This is a genomic window from Mycobacterium paraintracellulare (assembly GCF_000276825.1).
Taxonomy (GTDB): Bacteria; Actinomycetota; Actinomycetes; order Mycobacteriales; family Mycobacteriaceae; genus Mycobacterium; species Mycobacterium intracellulare.
In genome coordinates this window covers 3,310,082-3,330,953 of the sequence record NC_016948.1, presented here as the reverse complement: position 1 = coordinate 3,330,953, position 20,872 = coordinate 3,310,082, and the positions used below count along the sequence as shown (strand labels likewise).

At 69.4% G+C, this 20,872-nt stretch carries 16 protein-coding genes; 8 read left to right on the top strand and 8 right to left on the bottom strand.

Annotation, left to right across the window (positions count from 1 at the left end; genetic code table 11):
- Positions 1 to 25: 25 nt before the first annotated feature.
- The gene (locus OCQ_RS15255) at positions 26 to 487 is read right to left on the bottom strand and encodes a PPOX class F420-dependent oxidoreductase (RefSeq protein WP_008257855.1); all 462 of its coding nucleotides are present in this window, start codon (positions 485 to 487) and stop codon (positions 26 to 28) included.
- Between the two features lie 61 nt (positions 488 to 548).
- Between OCQ_RS15255 and OCQ_RS15250 the strand changes: the two genes are divergently transcribed.
- Positions 549 to 938, top strand: coding sequence for a helix-turn-helix domain-containing protein (locus OCQ_RS15250; RefSeq protein WP_008257853.1), 390 nt, complete (start codon positions 549 to 551; stop codon positions 936 to 938).
- Here the strand turns inward: OCQ_RS15250 and OCQ_RS15245 are convergent.
- A complete protein-coding gene (locus OCQ_RS15245) occupies positions 917 to 1,789 on the bottom strand; it encodes a class I SAM-dependent methyltransferase (protein ID WP_041785045.1) in 873 nt (290 codons plus the stop codon). The genes OCQ_RS15250 and OCQ_RS15245 overlap by 22 nt on opposite strands.
- A gap of 100 nt (positions 1,790 to 1,889) precedes the next feature.
- On the opposite strand from OCQ_RS15245, the gene fadD11 reads away from it, so the two are divergent.
- The 6 genes from fadD11 to OCQ_RS15215 all read left to right on the top strand — a co-directional run bounded on the left by fadD11 (position 1,890) and on the right by OCQ_RS15215 (position 9,797).
- Entirely contained in the window at positions 1,890 to 3,716 is a 1,827-nt protein-coding gene (fadD11, locus tag OCQ_RS15240) for a fatty acid--CoA ligase FadD11 (protein WP_014385145.1), read from the top strand.
- Positions 3,713 to 5,617 carry a lysophospholipid acyltransferase gene (locus OCQ_RS15235; protein ID WP_014385144.1) on the top strand — a complete coding sequence of 635 codons (1,905 nt, stop codon included), beginning with the start codon at positions 3,713 to 3,715 and terminating at the stop codon, positions 5,615 to 5,617. Before fadD11 ends, OCQ_RS15235 begins: the two co-directional genes overlap by 4 nt.
- Positions 5,618 to 5,704: 87 nt before the next feature.
- Positions 5,705 to 6,490 carry a DUF6065 family protein gene (locus OCQ_RS15230; RefSeq protein ID WP_014385143.1) on the top strand — a complete coding sequence of 262 codons (786 nt, stop codon included), beginning with the start codon at positions 5,705 to 5,707 and terminating at the stop codon, positions 6,488 to 6,490.
- A 624-nt stretch (positions 6,491 to 7,114) separates the two neighbouring features.
- Positions 7,115 to 7,552 carry a nitroreductase family deazaflavin-dependent oxidoreductase gene (locus tag OCQ_RS15225; RefSeq protein ID WP_036459140.1) on the top strand — a complete coding sequence of 146 codons (438 nt, stop codon included), beginning with the start codon at positions 7,115 to 7,117 and terminating at the stop codon, positions 7,550 to 7,552.
- A 38-nt stretch (positions 7,553 to 7,590) separates the two neighbouring features.
- On the top strand, positions 7,591 to 8,874 hold the full coding sequence (ilvA, locus tag OCQ_RS15220) for a threonine ammonia-lyase (RefSeq protein WP_008257839.1): 1,284 nt from the start codon (positions 7,591 to 7,593) through the stop codon (positions 8,872 to 8,874).
- Between the two features lie 17 nt (positions 8,875 to 8,891).
- Positions 8,892 to 9,797 (top strand): phosphatase PAP2 family protein, encoded by a 906-nt coding sequence (locus OCQ_RS15215; RefSeq protein ID WP_043955017.1) that lies wholly within the window; start codon positions 8,892 to 8,894, stop codon positions 9,795 to 9,797.
- A 2-nt stretch (positions 9,798 to 9,799) separates the two neighbouring features.
- Here OCQ_RS15215 and OCQ_RS15210 read toward each other — a convergent pair whose 3' ends face one another.
- Positions 9,800 to 10,483, bottom strand: coding sequence for a pyridoxamine 5'-phosphate oxidase family protein (locus OCQ_RS15210; protein WP_009955522.1), 684 nt, complete (start codon positions 10,481 to 10,483; stop codon positions 9,800 to 9,802).
- Between the two features lie 28 nt (positions 10,484 to 10,511).
- Between OCQ_RS15210 and OCQ_RS15205 the strand changes: the two genes are divergently transcribed.
- The gene (locus tag OCQ_RS15205; protein ID WP_014385141.1) at positions 10,512 to 11,840 is read left to right on the top strand and encodes an aminotransferase class I/II-fold pyridoxal phosphate-dependent enzyme; all 1,329 of its coding nucleotides are present in this window, start codon (positions 10,512 to 10,514) and stop codon (positions 11,838 to 11,840) included.
- 7 nt (positions 11,841 to 11,847) lie between these two features.
- On the opposite strand, the gene OCQ_RS26820 is transcribed toward OCQ_RS15205, so the two are convergent.
- From OCQ_RS26820 to OCQ_RS15185, 5 genes are read right to left on the bottom strand one after another with little or no spacing between them, the layout of a single operon-like run.
- Positions 11,848 to 12,012 carry a hypothetical protein gene (locus OCQ_RS26820; RefSeq protein ID WP_009954057.1) on the bottom strand — a complete coding sequence of 55 codons (165 nt, stop codon included), beginning with the start codon at positions 12,010 to 12,012 and terminating at the stop codon, positions 11,848 to 11,850.
- A gap of 37 nt (positions 12,013 to 12,049) precedes the next feature.
- Entirely contained in the window at positions 12,050 to 13,792 is a 1,743-nt protein-coding gene (treZ, locus tag OCQ_RS15200; protein WP_014385140.1) for a malto-oligosyltrehalose trehalohydrolase, read from the bottom strand.
- Entirely contained in the window at positions 13,785 to 16,094 is a 2,310-nt protein-coding gene (gene treY / locus OCQ_RS15195; protein WP_014385139.1) for a malto-oligosyltrehalose synthase, read from the bottom strand. The genes treZ and treY overlap by 8 nt, the downstream gene beginning before the upstream one ends.
- Positions 16,095 to 16,097: 3 nt before the next feature.
- Positions 16,098 to 18,308, bottom strand: coding sequence for a glycogen debranching protein GlgX (gene glgX / locus OCQ_RS15190; protein ID WP_014385138.1), 2,211 nt, complete (start codon positions 18,306 to 18,308; stop codon positions 16,098 to 16,100).
- Positions 18,309 to 18,367: 59 nt separating this feature from the next.
- Positions 18,368 to 20,554, bottom strand: coding sequence for an acyltransferase family protein (locus tag OCQ_RS15185; RefSeq protein ID WP_014385137.1), 2,187 nt, complete (start codon positions 20,552 to 20,554; stop codon positions 18,368 to 18,370).
- Positions 20,555 to 20,872: the final 318 nt, after the last annotated feature.

The window sequence follows — 20,872 nt, the reverse complement described above, 5'->3', positions numbered from 1 at the left end:
AAGCTGGGCGCACGCTCGCAAACGCTCAGGCGAGCTGCACCCGCACGATGACGCTGTCCGGCCACACCCCGCGGTCCCGGGCGCGCCGCACCTTCTCACGCAGACACAGATCCCGGTGCACGTTGGTCACGCCCGGCACCTTGAGCAGCGGCACGATGTTCCACTGCCAGCCATAACGGCGGTGCAGCACGCGGTTCGCCCGCTCGGCGTCGGCGCCAGACAGGACCGTGGCGCGGCCGGGCACCCACGGCGCCCGATCACCCGGACGCACCCGGCCCCGGTAATCGCAGGCCACCAGTTCGACGTCGCCGCGCGCGGCCAGCCGCCGGGTCTTGGGGCCCACCTTCGTTCGGAACACCAACCCGTCGCCGTCGAACGCGAACCAGATCGGGGTGTCGACGGCGGTGCCGTCGCGGCGAAAGGAGCGGAGCAGGGCGTAGCGGGATCCGTCCAGTTCCGCTCGTGAGGGGCGTGAGGGGATAGCCATAACCACAGTCAAGGACTTAGAGTTGGCTCTAAGTCAAGCATCGAATCGTTCGGGAGGCGCCATGGCCGGTGGCCGCACCATCGGGGAGATATCCCGCCAAACCGGGGTCGCCGCGACGACGCTGCGCTACTACGAGCAGATCGGCCTGGTGCCCGAGCCGACGCGGCGGGGCGGCCAGCGTCGCTACGACGACTCGATTCTGTCCCGGCTCGAGGTGATCGCGCTGTGCAAGTCCGCGGGGTTCTCGCTCGACGAGATCCAGCTGCTGTTCGCCGACGACGCGCCCGGACGGCCGGCCAGCCGCGCCCTCGCCGAGGCGAAACTCGCCGAGATCGACGCCCAGCTGGAATCGCTGGCCCGCGCCCGCGCGGTCATCGAGTGGGGGATGCGCTGCACGTGTCCGTCAATTGACGACTGTACGTGCGGCATTCACACCGCACCGCCGGCCTGAGCCGGCTCGAACCGGTAACGGAGTATCCGCGCTTTACGGACAGACGCCTTGAACTTTCCGGACATCTTGGTAGCCAACCGAATCCAGCCCGGAAACAACTCGACCTCCGGAGCGTGCGCCAGGCTGGATTCTTCGACCAACCTCAACCGCGGATTCCACGTCTGCGGCACCCGCGCGTCTTTGAAGCCCGAATAGCCCCACTGCGCACCAACCTGGCTGAACATCTGCTGTCGGGCCAGCCTGACCGCAAGCCGGCTGAACCAACCGATGTGCCCGTAGTCGTTGAAGGCCAGCTCCCCGGATTTGAAGTGCTCGGTGATGCGACGGAAGACGCCGACGATCACCGCCTCGGACAAAAACGCGAACAGCCCGTCCGCGATCACCATGGTCGGCCGATCGCTGGGGATGGTCTGGGGCCAGCTCTCGTCGGCCACCGATGCGACGACCGAGTGGGCTTGCCGGCTCGTCGGCAGCAGCCGGTCGCGCAACGCGATGACACCCGGCAGGTCGACGCTGTACCAGTCCACCGTGGCGGGCGGGGCGACTCGAAACAGGCCCGTGTCCAAACCGGCGCCGAGGTCCACCACGACCGCATCGGGGTGGACGGCAGTGAAACCCCGGACCCGGTCGTCGAGCATCTTGGCGCGCAGGGCCGACTGGCACACCACGCTCCTGGGGATGCCGAGCGCGCCGAAGTCGTAGTCGATTTTTCGGACGGTCTCGTCGGCGAGCGTGTCGCCCAGGATGGGCCGTGGCCAACGGCTGTCGAGCGCTCGCGCGTACTGGGTCAGCAACGCGGTCTGCTCAAGTGGGGAAAGATCGTGTACGTCAAAACCCGGTTCGGACCGCATAATCGCCAACGTACTAGGTGACCCGATCGGCGTCGTTGCCGCACCGAAGAATTCGATCAATGTATTCCGTGCTCGCTGACCACCGACGTACGCTACGGAAATGACGACTGCCAAGCGTGCGGCCACCCTGTGCGAGGCGTTCCAGCGCACCGCCGCGATCGACCCGAATGCCGTCGCGCTCCGCACGCCCGGCGACACTCAGACGTTGACGTGGCGAGAGCTCGCGACCCAGGTGCGCAAGGTCGCCGCCGGGCTGGCGGGCCTGGGGGTACGGCGGGGCGACACGGTGTCGCTGATGATGGCCAACCGGATCGAGTTCTACCCCTTCGAAATCGGCGCCCAACACCTCGGCGCCACATCGTTTTCGGTGTACAGCACGCTGCCGGCCGAGCAGCTGACGTATCTGTTCGACAACGCCGGCACCAAGGTCGCCATCTGCGAGGCGCACTACGTGGACCGCATCCGCGCCAGCGGCGCACCCATCGAGCACATCGTCTGCATCGACGGCTCGCCGCCCGGCACCCTCTCCGTGGATGACCTGTATGCCGCCGCGCAGGAGGATTTCGACTTCGAATCCACCTGGCGGGCAGTGCAACCCGGCGACGTCGCCACGCTCATCTACACCTCCGGGACCACCGGAAACCCCAAGGGCGTGGAGATGACCCACGCCAACCTGCTTTTCGAGATGTATGCCTTCGACGCCGTGCTGCCCAGCCGGTACGCCGACCGCGTCACGTCGTTTCTGCCCACGGCGCACATCGCGGACAGGGTGATGGGCCTGTACAGCCTGGAGGTGTTCGGCGCCCAGGTGACGGTGGTCTCCGACCCACGCGCCATCGCCGCCGCGCTGCCCGACGCGCGGCCCACCGTGTGGGGAGCGGTGCCCCGGGTCTGGGAAAAGCTCAAGGCGGGAATCGAATTCGCGATCGCCAACGAGGCGGACGAGGCCACCCGGCAGGCGTTGCAGTGGGCGATGTCGGTGGCCGCCAAGCGCGCCGCCGCACTGGTGGCCTCAGAGCCGATGCCGGATGACCTGGCCGCCGAATGGGCCACGGCCGACGAGCTGGTGCTGTCGAAGCTGCGCGAGCGCCTCGGCTTCGGCGACCTGCGTTGGGCGGTCTCCGGGGCGGCGCCCATCCCCAAGGAGACGCTGGCCTTCTTCGCCGGCATCGGCATTCCGATCGCCGAGGTCTGGGGGATGTCGGAGCTGAGCTGCGTCGCCACCGTCAGCCACCCCCGCGAGGCGCGCCTGGGCTCCGTCGGCAAGCTGCTCCCCGGGCTCGAGGGCAAGATCGCCGACGACGGCGAGTTTCTGGTGCGCGGCCCGCTGGTGATGAAGGGCTACCGCAAGGAGCCGGAGAAGACGGCCGAGGCGATCGACGCCGACGGGTGGCTGCACACCGGCGACATCCTCGAGGCCGACGCGCAGGGCTACCTGCGGGTGGTTGACCGGAAGAAGGAGCTGATCATCAATGCGGCCGGAAAGAACATGTCGCCGGCCAACATTGAGAACTCCATCCTGGCCGCGTGCCCGATGGTCGGGGTGATGATCACCATCGGCGACGGACGGCCCTACAACACCGCGCTCATGGTTTTCGACGCCGACTCGGTCGGCCCCTATGCCGCCCAACGCGGGCTGTCCGACGCGTCGCCCGCCGCGCTGGCGGCCGACCCGGAGGTCGTCGCCCAGATCGCCGCCGGGGTGGCCGCCGGCAACGCGAAACTCTCGCGGGTGGAACAGATCAAACGCTTCCGCATCCTGCCGACGCTGTGGGAGCCCGGCGGCGACGAGATCACGCTGACGATGAAACTCAAGCGCAAGCCGATCATGGCCAAGTACGCCGAGGAGATCGAAGAGCTCTACGCGCTCGACCCGCCGCCCGAGGTGTACGAGCCCTCCGGCGCCGCAACGGTGCAGCCGGCATGATCGGCGGGCCGGCGGGCACCGCCCGTGAGATCGGTCGCGTCGGAGCGCGAAAGCTGTTGCAGCGCACCGGCCTCATCGAGGAGTCGACGACGCCCCTGGCGACCGACCCGGCCGAGGTCGCCCGATTGCTGCGCGCGCCATGGTATGACGAGCGGCTGAGCAAGCTGGCCGACGACCTCGGCCGCGACCCTTCCGCCGTGCGCGCCGAGGCCGCGTCCTACCTGCGGGAGATGGCGCCCTCGCTGGACGATCGGGCGGTGCGGGCCTGGCGCAGCTTCAGTTGCTGGCTGATGCGGGCCTACGACGTGCTGGTCGACGAGGACCAGATCGCCCAGCTGCGCAGGCTGGATCGCAAAGCCACTCTGGCGTTTGCCTTTTCGCATCGCTCGTATCTGGACGGGCTGCTGCTGCCCGAGGTGATCCAGGCCAACCGGCTCTCGCCGGCGCTCACGTTCGGCGGCGCCAACCTGAACTTCTTCCCGATGGGCGCCTGGGCCAAGCGAACCGGGACGATCTTCATCCGGCGTCAGACGAAAGACATTCCCGTCTACCGCTTCGTCTTGCGGGCGTACGCCGCGCAGCTGGTGCAAGACCACGCCAACATGACGTGGTCCATCGAAGGCGGCCGAACCAGGACGGGCAAACTGCGGCCCCCGGTGTTCGGGATCTTGCGGTACATCGCCGACGCGGTCGACGAAATCGACGGTCCCGAAGTGTATTTGGTGCCGACGTCGATCGTGTACGACCAGCTGCACGAGGTGGAGGCCATGACCACCGAGGCCTACGGCGCGACGAAGCGGCCGGAAGACTTCCGCTTCCTGATCCGGCTGGCGCGCCAGCAGGGTGAGCGGCTGGGCCGCGCCTACCTCGACTTCGGTGAACCGCTGCCGCTGCGCAAGCGCCTCGAGGAGCTGCGCGCCTTGCAAAAAACATCAGAGTCCGGCGCCAGCACCGAGATCGAACGCATCGCGCTGGACGTCGAGCACCGGATCAACCGCGCCACGCCCGTCACCCCGACCGCGGTGGTGAGCCTCGCGCTGCTGGGCGCCGACCGCTCGCTGTCGATCAGCGAGGTGCTGGCCACCGTGCGGCCGCTGGCGAGCTACATCGCGGCGCGCAACTGGACGGTGGCCGGCGCCGCCGACCTGACGAATCGCTCCACCATCCGCTGGACCCTGCACCAGCTGGTCGCCTCCGGCGTCGTCAGCGTGTATGACGCCGGCACAGAACCGGTCTGGGGCATCGGGGCGGAGCAGCACCTGGTCGCCGCGTTCTACCGCAACGCCGCCATTCACATCGTGGTCGACCGCGCGATCGCCGAGACGGCGCTGCTGGCCGCCGTCGAAGACGCCGAGGCCTCGGTCGAGGGCCTGGTACAGCCGACGGCCGTGCGCGATGAGGCGCTGCGCCTGCGCGAGTTGCTGAAGTTCGAGTTCCTGTTCTCGGCGCGCGCGCAGTTCGAGAAGGAGCTCACCGACGAGGTGCGCCTGATCGGACGGGTGGACGACACCCGCAAGGCCGCCCACGCGGCCGACGTACGCGGCCTGCTGGAGAAGGCCGACGTCCTGCTGGCGCACCTCGTGCTGCGCCCGTTCCTCGACGCGTACCACATCGTCGCCGACCGGCTCGCCGCCTACGACGACGAATCGTTCAACGAGGACGCGTTTCTCGCCGAGTGCCTCGAGGTGGGCAAGCAATGGGAGTTGCAGCGCAGGATCGCCAGCGCCGAGTCGCGGTCGATGGAGTTGTTCAAGACGGCGCTGCGACTGGCCCGGCATCGCGAGTTGGTCGACGGCGTCGACGGGCCGGACATCGCCCGACGCCGGCGTGAGTTCGCCGACGAGATCGCCACCGCGGTCCGGCGCGTCAACGCCATCGCGGAGCTGGCCAGGACCTGCTGATCACTCGTCCACCGGGCGCACGGGTTCACGGACCATTAACGTTTGGTCGCGATAGTGCGTTGGCCCTATCGGTGAAGCGAGGATCTGATGAGTGACGAGTCGACCGGGCAGGCCCGCCCGCTAATCGGGTACATCACCCATGAGATCGCGCCGCAGATCACCCCCGCGCCGATCGGTCGCGCGTGGATGTCGGAGATGCGTCAGGGCTGGCCCCACCGGTGCCTGCCGATGCTGATCGCCAATCAGAGCGGCTGGGAGGTGCGCAACCGCAACGCATTCACGGCGACGTGGATGGGCGGGGACGACCGCACCAGCCTGATGATCGCGCCCGACACCCGCGAGAGCGGCCAGTTCCTGCCCTCCAGCCACTTCGGCTACGGCATCTTGACCTGGCATCTGCCGATGCTGTTTCGCACCCCGCCGGGCTACAACCTGTTGGTGCGGGGTCCGGCGAACCATCCCAAGGACGCCATCTCCGCGTTGGAAGGCGTCGTCGAAACCGATTGGTCCAGTTCGAGTTTCAGCATGAACTGGAAATTCACCCGCGAGTTCATGCCGGTGCGCTTCGAGGTCGACGAGCCGATCTGCATGATCGTCCCGCAGCGCCGCGCCGAACTGGAGGAGTTCGCCCCCGAACTTCGGCCCATCGAGTCCGACGAGGAACTGCATCGCAAGCACGAGTTCTTCCTGGGCTCACGCGGCGCGCTGGGACGCGAGCAGGAGACGGCCGACGGCGCCCCCGGCGAGCGGGTGCCGTGGCAGGGCGACTACACCCGGGGCCGCCACGCCGACGGCGAGTCCGGGGCCGACGACCACCAGACGAAGCGCCGCCTGCGTCCCTTCGCCGCGCACGAACCCGAGCACCGGGACTAGCGCGATTGCCCGCCTCCCAGCGACAGCGGTGTGGACGAGCCGTAACCAACCTGGGGGTCCTGGCCGGACCTACACTTTCTAGTTATGAACAAGGTTACGAGGGTCTTGTTTGCGCTGTTGCTCGCGTTCGCGGTCTCAACTACCTCGGTGAGCTGCGTACCTCCCTACTGCCCCCTCACCGGCGGCCCGGCCGTCATCTGCTAGTCACCCGCGGCCACTGAGGGGTGAAACCGCTCGCCGCACGGATAAGCCAACCGCGTGGCTGGCCTTCGGCAGCGCAGCCGTCGGGCGGCCGCTGATCGTATTTGGCGAATCAGGCTGGGCGGTCATAGATCTGGGACCTCGAGCGCGAAGCCCATGTTTTGAGTGTGGCTGGGCGCGCCGCGGTTCACAGCCTCGATGGTTTGCGTCTTGGTGTGCTTGACCGCGTCGCGTGACGGCCGCAGCGCCACGAGGGGGAGCAAGGTAGAGATCGCCATGTGCCACGAACAATGAGAACCGGCCGTTGTCGCTCGGAGGTGGGCATTAGCACTATGTCCGTCGAGCCGTGACCCGTGGGGCCGGTGCGGCCCCTGTGGCGAACTCAGTCACCGCAGACCGGGCGCCGCGCTTAAAGTTGGTGGCATGCCGCTTTCTGGAGAGTACGAGCCGTCGCCCTGGGACTGGTCTCGCGAGCAAGCCGACAAGTACGCCGCGTCGGGGGGCGCCGAGGCTGCCGACATGAAGGGCAAGCCGATCATCCTGCTGACCACGGTCGGCGCCAAGACCGGCAAACTCCGCAAGACCCCGCTGATGCGGGTCGAGCACGACGGCCAGTACGCCGTCGTCGCCTCGCTCGGCGGAGCGCCGAAAAACCCGGTCTGGTACCACAACATCAAGAAGAACCCCCGGGTGGAGTTGCAGGACGGCTCCGTCACCCGCGACTACGACGCCCGCGAGGTGTTCGGTGACGAGAAGGCCGTCTGGTGGGAGCGGGCCGTCGAGGCCTGGCCGGAGTACGCCGAGTATCAGACCAAGACCGACCGCCAGATCCCGGTGTTCGTGCTGACCCCGGTCGGCTGAATTCCGGAGTTGGCCAGCTGGCATGGCACCATTAATCAGTGTCCGCTGAATTGAGCCGCCCTCCGAGCGTCGCGCCGCTGACCGCGGCGGACATCGACACCGCGGCCAAGCGGATCGCGGCCGTCGTGACGCCGACCCCGTTGCAGTTCAGCGACCGGTTGTCGGCCATCACCGGCGCGCGGGTCTACCTCAAGCGCGAGGACCTGCAGATCGTGCGCTCCTACAAACTGCGGGGCGCCTACAACCTGCTGGTTCAGCTCTCCGAGACGGAGCTGGCCGCGGGCGTGGTGTGTTCGTCGGCGGGCAACCACGCCCAGGGCTTCGCCTACGCGTGCCGGATGTTGCAGGTGCACGGCCGCGTCTACGTGCCCGCCAAGACGCCCATGCAAAAGCGTGACCGCATCCGCTACCACGGCGGGGACTTCATCGAGCTGATCGTCGGTGGAACGACCTACGACCTTGCCGCCGAGGCCGCGCTGGCCGACGTGGAAAGCACCGGCGCCACCCTGGTCCCGCCCTACGACGACCCGCGCACCATGGCGGGCCAGGGCACCATCGCCGTCGAACTGCTCGACCAACTGGAGACCGAGCCGGACCTGGTGGTGGTCCCGGTGGGCGGCGGCGGCTGCATCGCCGGCATCACCAGCTACCTCGCCGAGCGGACCGAGAACACGTCGGTCCTCGGCGTCGAACCGGCCGGCGCCGCGGCGATGATGGCCGCCCTGTCCGCCGGCGAGCCGGTGACCCTGGATCACGTCGACCAGTTCGTCGACGGCGCCGCGGTGCGCCGCGCCGGCGACCTGACCTACGCCGCGCTGGCGGCCGCCGGCGACATGGTGTCGATCACCGCGGTCGACGAGGGAGCGGTGTGCACCACGATGCTCGACCTCTACCAGAACGAGGGCATCATCGCCGAACCCGCGGGCGCCCTGTCGGTGACGGGATTGCTGGATGCCGATATCGAGCCCGGCTCGACGGTGGTGTGCCTGATTTCGGGCGGCAACAACGACGTCTCGCGCTACGGCGAAGTGCTGGAGCGTTCGCTGGTCCACCTCGGCCTCAAGCACTACTTCCTGGTCGACTTCCCGCAGGAGCCCGGCGCCCTGCGCCGGTTCCTCGACGAGGTGCTCGGACCCAACGACGACATCACGCTCTTCGAGTACGTCAAGCGCAACAACCGGGAGACCGGCGAGGCGCTCGTGGGCATCCAGTTGGGATCCTCGGCCGACCTCGACGGCCTGCTGTCGAGGATGCGCGCGACGGAGCTGCACGTCGAAACCCTGAAACCCGGGTCGCCCGCCTACCGCTACCTGCTGCTCTAGCCGTCGGGCCGCGTTACATGCACGAGCCGTATGGACCCGGGACCCCCGGATTCGGGGTGGTCAGCGCCGCCACCATCGCCTTGCTCGTGCTGCTCGCGTGGGCGGCCATCTGGGTCGCCCGGCGCGGGCGCCTGCTGCGGGGCCTGCGGGAGAGGGTGTCGGGCGTCGCCGTGATCGGCGAGACCCTGGCGTGGGCGCGCGAGCGGATCAGCGACCGCTGGCGGGCGCTGGCCGGCCGGCTGCCGATCAGCGAGGTCGCCGCCGTGGCGCTGCTGCTCGGGCTGGCCGTGGTCGTGACGCTGGCGGTCGGCTTCACCGAAGTGCTCGACGACGTGCTGGAGGGCGACGGCATCGCCGTGATCGACCACCCGGTGACCCGGTGGCTTGCGACCCATCGTGACCTGTGGCTGACCACCGTCCTGCGGACGATCACCGTCGCGGGCGGCCCCCTGTTCCTGGCCGCGTTCGCCCTGCCGATTGCCATGGTGGCCGGTTGGCGCTGCGGGTCGTGGCGCCCGGTGGTGCTCGCCCTGGCGTGCGGCGCCGGGGTCCCGTTGATGCTCTTCACCGCCAAGGCCTTGGTGGGGCGGAATCGCCCGGCCCTGCCGTTCGCCCTCGTCGACGCGGACGGGTACTCGTTTCCCTCCGGACACGCCACCGGCACGGCGGCGATCATGGTCATCTCCGCGTGGATATTGACCCGCTGGCTGATCCGGGGGTGGACCGGGCGCGTGACGGTGTGGGCCGTCACGATCGGCGCGGGGTTCCTGATCGGATTCTCGCGCGTCTACCTGGGCGTCCATTACCTCAGCGACGTGCTCGCGGGCTGGCTGCTGGGCATGGCCTGGGCGGGCGCGGTCATGGTCGTCGGCACCTGGTGGGACAACACCCGACGGGCCCGCGACCGGCAACCGGGGGCGTGAGCTCAGCCTCGGCGCCGGCCGAGGTATGGCGGCGCGGGAATGGCGGGATCGAGGTCGGCGGCCGGCACCGGCGTCCCGGCCGTCAGGGTCAGCGGCACCACGCCGGCCCAGTGGGGCAGCGGGAGGTCCTGCGGGTCGTCGGCCGGGGGACCGCCGCGCACCTTGGCCGACACCTCGGCGAGGTCGAGCGCGAGCACCCCGGTCGCGGCGAGCTCGCGGGCGTCGGGGGCCCGGCAGTCGGCGGCGCGCCCGGGCGCGATGTGGTCGAGCAGGCAGCCCAGCGCCCGCGACTTCTCCGCCGGGTCGTCGACCACGCGCGCCTCACCCACCGCGACCACCGAGCGGAAGTTCACCGAGTGGTGCATCGCCGAGCGCGCCAGCACCAGCCCGTCGACCAGGGTGACGGTGACGCACACCGGCAGGCCCGAACCCGCTGCCTCGGCCGCCCGCGCCGCCAGGAGCGGGCCGCTGCCGGTCGAACCGTGCAAATAGAGCGTCTCGTCCAGCCGGGCGTGCGTGGTCGGCAGGACCACCGGGCGGCCGGCGCTCAGGTATCCCAGATGGCAGACCAGCGCCTCGTCGAGGATGTCGTGGACGGTGCGACGGTCGTAGCGGGCGCGTTCCCGGTAGCGGGTCGGGGTGGTGCGTGAGGTCGGCGGGTATGCGGTGTCCGCGGAATTGCCCATTGATTTGTCCTAGTACATAATGTAATGCGTGCCAGTACAAAACAGCATAACCGGAACCGGCGCGGATTCCATAGCCGCGAGCATCGAAGCGGCGATCTCGGCCGGCTCCCTGACCCCCGGCGACGCGCTGCCGCCCGTCCGCGAGCTGGCCACGCAGCTCGGCGTGAACGCCAACACCGCCGCCGCGGCCTACCGCCTGCTGCGCGATCGCGGCGCCGTCGAAACCGCCGGCCGCCGGGGCACCCGGGTGCGGCACCGGCCGGCGACCAGCCCGCGTTCGCTGCTCGGGCTCGAGGTGCCCGCGGGCGTGCGCGACCTGTCGACCGGCAACCCGAACCCGCACCTGCTGCCCATCGCGGGCGCCGCCCCGCCCGCACCGGCGCCCGCCGCGCCCGTGCTCTACGGCGGGCCGGCGATCTCGCCGGCGCTGGAGGAGTTCGCCCGCCACGCGCTGACCGCAGACGGGGTGCCCGCCGAACACCTGGCGGTGACCAGCGGCGCGCTGGACGGCATCGAGCGCGCGCTCACCGCGCATCTGCGCCCCGGCGACCGGGTCGCCATCGAGGATCCGGGGTGGGCGAACCTGCTCGATCTTCTTGCCGCCCTGGGGCTTTCGGCCGAGCCGGTGCGCGTGGACGACGACGGGCCGTTGACCGCCGACCTGGCCCGGGCCCTCGGGCGCGGGGTGCGCGCGCTGGTGCTGACCAACCGCGCGCAGAACCCGACGGGTGCCGCGCTATCGGCGCAACGCGCCGAGGGCCTGCGTGAGGTGTTGGCCCACCGCGCCGAGGGCCTGCTGGTGGTCGAGGACGATCACTGCGCGGGCATCGCCGGCGTACCGCTGCGCACCCTGGCCGGCTGCACCGCCCACTGGGCGTTCGTCCGCTCGGCGTCCAAGGCCTACGGCCCGGACCTGCGCGTGGCCGTGCTGGCCGGTGACCACCGGACCGTCGAGCGCGTACATGGCCGCCTGCGGCTCGGGCCGGGCTGGGTCAGCCACCTGTTGCAACGGCTGGCCGTCGGGCTGTGGTCCGACGGCGCGGCAGCCGAGCTGGTCGCCGACGCCGAGCGGCACTACGCCGACCGCCGGTCGCGGCTGTGCGACGCCCTGGCCGGCCGCGGTCTCGACGCGCACGGACGGTCCGGGCTCAACGTGTGGGTGCCGGTTCCCGACGAGGCGGTCGCGATCTCACGGCTGCTCGGCGCGGGCTGGGCGGCGGCGCCGGGCGCCCGATTCCGCATGCGGACGCCGGCGGGGATCCGGCTGACGATCTCGGACCTGGCGCCCGACGAGATCGATCCACTCGCCGACGCGGTCGCCCAAGCGGTGCGCCCCGACGGCCGGCCCATCGTGTAGCCGCAGGTCAAGCGGTCTCGTCGTCACCCGGGCCGGGGCCGGTCCATAACAGCTCGATGGTGGGGTTGGGCGGCGCGTCGCGGCGCACGGTGCGCCGGGTGTTCAGGCCGCGGCGGGTCGGATTGTGCGAGCAGATCCGCCGCAGTTTGTGACCGAATTCAGAATGATTCATGGCCGCATCATCGGGGTCGACGCCCCGCGGCCGCCACTCAGTTATCCACAGCCCGCGCGGGTGCGGCGAGGATGGCGAACGAATGGCCTTGCAGCACAGCGCCGTCGGCGTCGACGGCCGGCTCCTCCCAGGCCAGCACCACGTCGCCGCCGACCGGCACCCGCACGGGCTCGGCGCCCAGGTTGCACACGATGCGCAGCCGCCCGCGCGATACGGCGATCCAGCCCTGGTCCTCGTCGTAGTCGACCGCGAGGTGCTCGAGCCAGGGATCGGCGAGGTCGGGGTCGGTGCGCCGCAACGCGATCAGGTCGCGATACAGCCGGCGCAGGCGGGCGTGTTCGCCGGTGTCGACCTCGTCCCAGTTCAGCTTGGAGCGCGCGAACGTCTCGGGGTCCTGCGGGTCGGGGATCTCGTCGGCGTCCCAGCCGTGCTCGGCGAACTCGGCCTTGCGTCCCTCGGCGGTGGCCCTGGCCAGCTCCGGTTCGGGATGGGAGCTGAAGAACTGGAACGGCGTGGACGCCGCGTATTCCTCACCCATGAAAAGCATTGCGGTGTAGGGGGATCCGAGCGCCAGGGCCGCCTTGATGGCCAGCTGGCCGCCGGTCAGGTTCTGTGAGGGGCGATCCCCCAGGGCGCGGTTGCCGACCTGATCGTGGGTGCAGGTGTAGGCGACCAGGCGGGTCGCCGGAATGGCTCCGGTGTCCAGCGGGCGGCCGTGGCGGCGACGCCGGAACGACGAATAGGTCGCGGCGTGAAAGAAGCCCTGGCGCAACGTGTGCGCCAGGGTGGCCAGGCTGCCGAAGTCGCCGTAGTAGCCCTGACGCTCGCCGGACACCGCGGTGTGGATGGCGTGATGAACGTCGTCGGCCCATTGCGCGGTCAGACCGTAGCCGCCGCGATCGCGCGGGGTGATCAGCCGCGGGTCGTTCAGGTCGCTCTCGGCGATCAGCGACAACGGGCGCCCCAACTGCTGTGCCAGCCAGTCGGTTTCGGTGGCAAGTTCTTCGAGGATATGGATGGCGGTGGTGTCCACCAGTGCGTGGACGGCGTCCAGCCGCAGACCGTCGGCATGAAAATCGCGCATCCAGCGCAACGCGCAGCCGATGATGTAGCGGCGGACCTCGTCGGAGTCGGCGTCGGCGATGTTGATGCCCTCGCCCCACGGGTTGCTCGCCGAGGACAGGTAGGGGCCGAACCGCGGCAGGTAGTTGCCCGACGGGCCCAGGTGGTTGAACACCGCGTCGATCAGCACGCCCAGCCCCTTCGCGTGGCAGGCGTCGACGAAGCGCACCAGCGCGTCGGGGCCGCCATAGGGCTCGTGCACGCTGTACCACAACACCCCGTCGTATCCCCAACCGTGGCTGCCGGCAAAGGAATTCACCGGCATCAGCTCGACGAAGTCCACGCCGAGGTCCACCAGATAGTCCAGCTTGTCGATGGCGGCGTCGAGGGTCCCGGCACCGGTGAACGTCCCCAGGTGCAGCTCGTAGATCACCGCGCCTTCGACCGACCGGCCGGCCCACCCGGTGTCGGTCCACGTCGCGCCGGCCGGGTCCCACAGCTGGGAGCGGGCGTGCACGCCCTCGGGCTGGCGCGCGGAGCGCGGGTCGGGCAGCACGGTGGGGTCGTCGTCGAGCAGGTATCCGTAGCGGGCGTCCGGGGTGGTGTCCACGCTCGCATGCCACCAGCCGTCCCGCGAGCGCGTCATGGGGTGCACCTGGCCCTCGACGTCGAGCCGGACCCGTTCGGGTTTGGGCGCCCACACCCGGAAGTCAGTCATGGTGCCGCTCCAGCAGCACGACCGGCAGGTCGGCGAACAACTGGGCCGCCGAGGTCGGTCCGTCCGCGACCGCCCCGGTGAGCGCGTCTTTCCAGGTGCCGTCGGGCAGCGGCAACACGGTGTTGCCCCAGCCGCTTTCGGCCAGCCGCACCGTCCAGCGGGTCACCGCGACCACGATGTCTCCGCCATTTGAGCCCCGGCGGAAGGCCACCACGTGGTCGGCGGCGTCGCCGTCGGCCAGCACCGGGACGTAGTCGCCCCGCAAAAAGCTGTCCGGGTGGGCGCGGCGCACGCGCAGCGCGGTGGTGACCACCCGGATCTTCGGGTGCTGCAACTCGTGCAGGGCGGCGCGCCGGGCCGCGTAATCGACCGGGCGGCGATTGTCCGGATCGACCAGGCTGTCGTCCCACAGCTCGGTGCCCTGATAGACGTCCGGAATCCCCGGCACGGTCAGCGCCAGCAGCTTCTGCCCGAGCGCGTCACTGGCGGCGTGCGGATTGAGTTGCGCGACAAGCTCGGTCAGTTGCCCGGCCACCGGGCCGTCGAGCACCGTGTCCAGCCAGCGGTGGATCGCGTCCTCGAAGTCGGTGTCGGGTTCGTTCCACGAGGTGTGCCAGGCCGCTTCCCGGATGGCCTTCTCGGCGTAGCCGTGCAGCCGGTCGCGCAGCTCGCGGGTGACCTGCCCGCTGACCGGCCACACGCCGAAGATGTTCTGCCACAGGAACTGTCCGGTCGCCGGGTCGGGGGAGGGGGCGCGGGTCTCCCAGCGGGCGACGAACTCGGCCCACAGCGACGGCACCTGCGACAGCACCCCGATCCGGGCGCGCACGTCCTCTCCGCGTTTGGTGTCGTGGGTGGTCAGCGTCGTCATGGCCTGCGGCCACAACCGGGCGCGGCTGGCGGCGCTGTGATGGAACTCGGCCGCGCCGACCCCGAAGCGGTGCGGTTCGCCGCCCACCTCGTTCAGCGATACCAACCGGGCGTCGCGATAGAACAGGCAGTCCTCGACCGACTTTGCGGTGACGGCCCCGCACAGCTGCTGTAGCCGGGTGGCCGGCTCGCCGCCGCGGGCCAGCGCCGCGGCCAGCACCTGCAGCGCCGGGCCCAATTCCGGTGCGGCCGCCTCGGTTTCGGCCAGTGCGGTGGGCAACAGCGCGACCAGGCCGGGGTAGTCGCTGCGGTAGACGCCGAGGTGGGTGAGCAACGCCGCCACCGCCGCGGGCAGCTGCGGGTGGTCGGCGCCGGCGGCGGCAGCGATGCTGCGGCGCAGCCGGGACAGCTCGCTGCCCAACGTGTCGGTGGCCGAACGGATCTTGAGGTCGGCCAGCATGTCCGGCAACGCCCGGTAGTCCACGCCGGAGGACTCCACCAGCGCGGTCAGCGCCGGGACGCCCTGCGGATCCACGAAGACGCCGCCGACCTCACGCAGCACGTCGTAACCGGTGGTGCCGCCGACCGGCAGGGTGGGCTCGAGCGCCTCGTCGACCGCCAGGATCTTCTCGATCACGATCCAGGCCGAGGGGCCGACCAATTCGCGTAACCACGCCAGGTAGCCGCACGGATCGGATAGGCCGTCGGGGTGATCGATGCGCACACCGTCGACGAGCCCCTCGGCGAACCACCGCCCGACTTCGGCGTGCGTGGCGTCGAAGACCGCGCGGTCTTCCTGGCGCAGCCCCGCCAGCGAGGTGATCGAGAAGAACCGGCGGTAGCCGCACACGCCGTTGCGCCAGCCCACCAGGCGGTAGTGCTGGCGATCGTGCACCTCGGCACCGGTGCCGCCGGCGGTGCCGGGCGCGATCGGCAGCGCCAGATCGCCCAGGCGCAGCACGTCCCCGTCGACGGTCAGGTCGGCGGCGTCCTCGTCGGAGCCCAGCACCGGCAGCACGATGCGGCCATCCTGGTCGAGGTCCCAGTCGATGTCGAAAAACGTTGCGTAGGGCGAAGAACGGCCGTTCCGCAGGACGTCCCACCACCAGGGGTTCTGCCGGGGCTGGTCGATTCCGACGTGGTTGGGCACGATGTCGACGACCAGTCCCAGGCCACGCGCCCGCGCCGCCGCCGACAGCCGCGCCAGGCCGTCACGGCCGCCGAGCTCGGGGGACACCGTCGTGGGGTCGGTGACGTCGTAGCCGTGGCTCGACCCGGTGGTCGCGGTCATGATCGGGGACAGGTACAGGTGCGTCACCCCGAGGTCGTCCAGGTAGTCCAGCAGGTCTTCCGCGTCGGCGAAGGTGAACGCGGACCCGCTCGACTCACCACGCAGCTGCAGCCGATAGGTGGACAGGATGGGTAAATCCATGCGTCACAGAGTCTTACGCAAGATGAGCAACGAGCGTGAGGGCAACGACACCTTCTCCTCGGCGGTCACCACCTGGTCGGGACCCTCTTTGCTGCCCGTCGGTTCGTTGGTGTCCAGTTCCACCGTCCACTCCTGCGCATAGTCGTCGGGCGGCATCGAGAACTCCACCGGATCGTCGCCGGCGTTGAAGCACAACAGGAATGAGTCGTCGACCACCCGCTCCCCGCGGGCGTTCGGCGCGGTGATGGCGTCACCGTTGAGGAAGACGGCCACGCACTTGTGAAAGCTCTCGCCCCAATCCTCGTGCGTCATCTCGCGGCTGCTCGGATTCAGCCAGGCGATGTCACGCACCTCGTCGCCGCTGCGGATCGGCTCGCCCTCGAAGAACCGGCGCCGGCGAAACACCGGGTGCTGCTTGCGAAGGGCGGTCACCTTGCGCACGAACGCCAGCAGGTCGGAGTTCTTGTCGACCAAAGACCAATCCATCCAAGACAATTCGGAGTCCTGGCAGTAAACGTTGTTGTTGCCGTTCTGGGTACGCCCGAGCTCGTCGCCGTGGGCGATCATCGGCGTGCCCTGGCTGACCATCAGCGTCGCCCAGAAGTTGCGCATCTGTCGGTAGCGCAGCTCGGTGATGTCGGGGTCGTCGGTGGGGCCCTCGACGCCACAGTTCCACGAGCGGTTGTGGCTTTCGCCGTCCCGGTTGTCCTCGCCGTTGGCCATGTTGTGCTTTTCGTTGTAGGACACCAGGTCATTGAGCGTGAAGCCGTCGTGCGCCGTGACGAAGTTGATGCTGGCGCTGGGGCGCCGGCCGGTCGCCTCGTACAGGTCCGACGACCCGGTCAGCCGGGAGGCGAACTCACCCAGGGTTGCGGGCTCACCCCGCCAGTAATCGCGCACAGTATCGCGATACTTCCCGTTCCACTCGGTCCACAAACCCGGGAAGTTTCCGACTTGATAGCCGCCCTCGCCGACGTCCCACGGCTCGGCGATCAGTTTGACCTGGCTGACGATCGGATCCTGCTGCACTAGATCGAAGAACGCGCTCAACCGGTCGACGTCGTGCAGTTCGCGGGCCAGCGTGGCGGCCAGGTCGAAGCGGAATCCGTCGACGTGCATCTCGGTCACCCAGTAGCGCAGCGAGTCCATGATCAGCTGCAGCACGTGCGGGTGGCGCGGGTTGAGGCTGTTACCGGTGCCGGTGTAGTCCTTGTACAGCCGCAGGTCGCCGTCGACGAGCCGGTAGTACGCGGCGTTGTCGATGCCCCGGAAATTGATGGTCGGGCCCAGGTGATTGCCCTCGGCGGTGTGGTTGTAGACCACGTCGAGGATCACCTCGATGCCCGCCTCGTGGAAGCTGCGCACCATGGACTTGAACTCGGCGACGCTGGAGTTGCGGTTGGCGGCGTATTGGTTGTGCGGGGCGAAGAACCCGAACGTGTTGTAGCCCCAGTAGTTTCGCAATCCCAGGTCGAGCAGTCGCGAGTCGTGCATGAACTGGTGCACCGGCATCAGTTCGATGGCGGTGACGTTGAGCGACTTGAGGTGGTCGATGATCGCCGGGTGGGCCAGGCCGGCGTAGGTGCCCCGCAGCTCCTCCGGGACGCTGGGGTGGTTCTGCGTCATGCCCTTGACATGCGCCTCGTAGATGACGGTTTCGTGGTACGGGGTCAGCGGGGCTCGGTCGGATCCCCAGTCGAAGAACGGGTTGCTCACCACGCTGGTCATGGTGTGGCCCAGCGAGTCGACCATGGGGGGAGTTCCCGGGTCGGCGCCGTCGGCGTTGGGTCCGTCGGGGTCCCTTTCCCGGTAGGCCTTCAGGTCGTAGGAGAACAGCGCCTGGCCGAACGCGAAATCGCCGTGAAAAGCCTTGCCGTACGGGTCGAGCAACAGCTTGCTGGGGTCGCACCGGTGACCCGCCGCCGGGTCGAAGGGGCCGTAGACGCGAAACCCGTAGCGCTGGCCCGGGTTGATGTTGGGCAGATAGGCGTGCCAGACGTATCCGTCCACCTCCTCCAGCGGAATCCGCGATTCGCCGCCCCCGTGGTCGATCAGGCACAGCTCGACCTTCTCGGCGATTTCGGAGAACAGGGAGAAGTTGGTCCCGGCGCCGTCGTAGGACGCCCCGAGCGGATATGGGTTTCCCGGCCAGACGGTGGCGAGTTTGGGTTGTTGGTGACCGCCTGGTTCTGAAGCGGAATTGTTGGTGGACACCTATCGACCTTATCCGCGGCGCGGGATCCTCACGAACGTACGGCGGTCCGCGAGGCGGTTCACCACCAGCCGGTGTTCTCGGCGATCTGGCGGCCCAGTTCCGGCGCCATGGTCCGCATGTAGGTGGGGGACAGGTGGTGGGCGCCGTGGTAGACCAGGATGTTGCCCTCGACCGGGCGGCACACGTCGGCGCGGCAGATCGCGTCGGACATGTCGAGCACCTTGAGCTGCGGGAATTGGCTGACGAAGTCGAGGGTCTGGTTGCGGTCGGAGAGCAGGTCGGACCGCTTGATCGCGCATGACTGCGCGGTCGCGCCCCGTTTGGCCAGGCAGTCCGCCGGGTCGAACGGCTGGCCGTTCTTCACCAGCCACGGGGTGTCTCGCATCCCGAGGATGGGAATGTTGTTGTCGGACAACGTTTGCCAAATACCGATGTAGGTGGCGGGCATCACGTCGCCGGACTTGATGTTCCACGGCCGGGTGGTCGTGGTGAAGACGTAGTCGGGCCGGTCGGTGACCAGTTTGGTCATCGTCTGTTGCACCCACTCGCGGCACTGCGGGTAGGGGGCGTTGTTGCCCATGATCAGCGGGACCTGCTCGGTCGATAGCGGGCAGCCCATCTTGAGATACGTCACGACCTTGAAGTGGTGCAGCTTGCCCAGGATGTCCAGCGCGGGCAGCCAGTGCTCGGCGTGCGACCCGCCCGCCAGCGCGATCGTGCGCTCGGCGGCGGCATCGCCGTAGGTGCAGTTGACCACCGCGGGGTTGACGAAGTCGCTGATGCACCCGTCCTTGGTCGAGGCGGGCAGGTCCTGTTTCACCTCCAAGACCGTGGGCCGCATCGGCAGTTTCGGTACGCGCACGCGTTCGGTCAGGGCCCGTGCGCCGGGGTAGTCCTGCGGGTTGAGGACGCTGAGCTCCTTACCGGCCGACCGCAGCACCGTGACGTGTTGCCGCCACGTGAACGACGTCGCCGTCAGCGTGACGCCCAGCAGCACGACCGCCGATCCCAGTACCAGCGTCGGTCGCCGGAGGCGGGCCAGCCACCGGGTGGTCGGCGCGGCCGGACGGGGTGCCGGCTTCGAGGCGGCCCGGTAGCGCAGGGGGTCCTCGACGAGCCGGTTGGTCAGGTACGCCAGCACGCCCGACACCACCAGCAACACCGCGCCTTCGAGGAACGTGGCGTGCTTGTGACCGGTATAGGACAGCCAGAAGATGAGCAGCGGCCAATGCCAGAGGTAGAGCGAATACGCCATGGCGCCCAGCTCGACCAGCGGACGCGTCGCCAGCAGCCGATTGGGCAGCGGCAGCCGGCGCTCGGCGCCGCGCTCGCCCGTCGAGCCGGCTCCGACGAGGATCAGCAGCATGGCGGCGCCGACGGGCACCAGGGCCCACGGGCCGGGGAACTCGCGCACGCCGTCGATGAGCGCCCCGCATGACAGCACCGCGCCCAGCGCGACCGTCGCCAGCGCGGTGCGCAACCACATGGGCCAACGGATGCGGGTCACCAGAGCTCCGACCAGCGCCCCCAGCAGCAACTCCCAGCCGCGGGCGAAGCTGTCGTAATAGGCGGCCGTCTGGTTGTCCTGGTGCGCGATGATCGCGTAGACGAACGAGGCCAGCGTCAGCGCGCTCAGCACCACCAGGAACACGTTCTTCAGCCGGGCGCCCGGCCGACGCCCGCACAGGTACGCCAGGCCGGCGATCAAGACGAGGAAGCTGACGTAGAACTGGCCCTGCACCGACATCGACCAGATGTGTTGCAGGGGGCTGACGGCCTCGCCGGCGCGCAGGTAGTCGGAGGCGGTGTTGGCCAACTCCCAGTTCTGGTAGTAGCCGAGGCTGGCGAGGCTCTGGTCGGCGAAGGCCTCCCAGCGGGTTTCCGGCTGAACCAGGATGGTGAGCACCGCGCATCCGGCCAGCACGACGACGAGGGCCGGAACGAGGCGACGGACGAGCCGGATCACCTCGGCCACCGGCGACAGGGTGACCGCCGGGTTCAACGCGGCGCGGATCACCTTGCCGCCGAAGAAGAATCCGGACAGCGCCAGGAAGACGTCGACACCGCCGGAGACGCGGCCGAACCAGATGTGGAACACGGCGACGAGCGCGATCGCAATGCCGCGCAAGCCGTCGAGGTCGTCGCGATAGAACCCCTGCGATCCCCAGGATTCCGCGGTGGGCGCCCCCGAGTCCCCCGGATCGGCGGCGGCGATCGGTGCGGAAGGACGTGTCGGGGTCTGCATGATCGACCGCTAATTTACCCAAAACCCGCCACCCGTTCCCGACCGCGCGCGGCGGGGGAGCGAGTGGCGGGCGTCGGAAGGCAGCGGACGACCCGTGGGAATTACCGGGTCAGACCGGCGCCCGCCGGCTGCAACGGGGCCTGCTGGGTGGGCAGCTGCTGCACGGGCGCCTGCTGTAACGGCGACTGTTGTGTCGGTGCCAGCTGCAACGGCGCGCGCTGGGTCGGCACCTGCTGCGCCGGCGCCTGTTGCGTGGGGACCTGCTGCAGCGGCGCCTGTTGCGTCGGGACCTGCTGCAGCGGCGCCTGCTGGGTGGGC

What these genes read in the sequence shown, in the direction of transcription:
- OCQ_RS15255 (WP_008257855.1), bottom strand. Translation starts at nt 487, where the DNA reads ATGGCTATCCCCTCACGCCCCTCACGAGCGGAACTGGACGGATCCCGC.
- OCQ_RS15250 (WP_008257853.1), top strand. Translation starts at nt 549, where the DNA reads ATGGCCGGTGGCCGCACCATCGGGGAGATATCCCGCCAAACCGGGGTC.
- OCQ_RS15245 (WP_041785045.1), bottom strand. Translation starts at nt 1,789, where the DNA reads ATGCGGTCCGAACCGGGTTTTGACGTACACGATCTTTCCCCACTTGAG.
- fadD11 (WP_014385145.1), top strand. Translation starts at nt 1,890, where the DNA reads ATGACGACTGCCAAGCGTGCGGCCACCCTGTGCGAGGCGTTCCAGCGC.
- OCQ_RS15235 (WP_014385144.1), top strand. Translation starts at nt 3,713, where the DNA reads ATGATCGGCGGGCCGGCGGGCACCGCCCGTGAGATCGGTCGCGTCGGA.
- OCQ_RS15230 (WP_014385143.1), top strand. Translation starts at nt 5,705, where the DNA reads ATGAGTGACGAGTCGACCGGGCAGGCCCGCCCGCTAATCGGGTACATC.
- OCQ_RS15225 (WP_036459140.1), top strand. Translation starts at nt 7,115, where the DNA reads ATGCCGCTTTCTGGAGAGTACGAGCCGTCGCCCTGGGACTGGTCTCGC.
- OCQ_RS15215 (WP_043955017.1), top strand. Translation starts at nt 8,892, where the DNA reads ATGCACGAGCCGTATGGACCCGGGACCCCCGGATTCGGGGTGGTCAGC.
- OCQ_RS15210 (WP_009955522.1), bottom strand. Translation starts at nt 10,483, where the DNA reads ATGGGCAATTCCGCGGACACCGCATACCCGCCGACCTCACGCACCACC.
- OCQ_RS26820 (WP_009954057.1), bottom strand. Translation starts at nt 12,012, where the DNA reads ATGAATCATTCTGAATTCGGTCACAAACTGCGGCGGATCTGCTCGCAC.
- treZ (WP_014385140.1), bottom strand. Translation starts at nt 13,792, where the DNA reads ATGACTGACTTCCGGGTGTGGGCGCCCAAACCCGAACGGGTCCGGCTC.
- treY (WP_014385139.1), bottom strand. Translation starts at nt 16,094, where the DNA reads ATGGATTTACCCATCCTGTCCACCTATCGGCTGCAGCTGCGTGGTGAG.
- OCQ_RS15185 (WP_014385137.1), bottom strand. Translation starts at nt 20,554, where the DNA reads ATGCAGACCCCGACACGTCCTTCCGCACCGATCGCCGCCGCCGATCCG.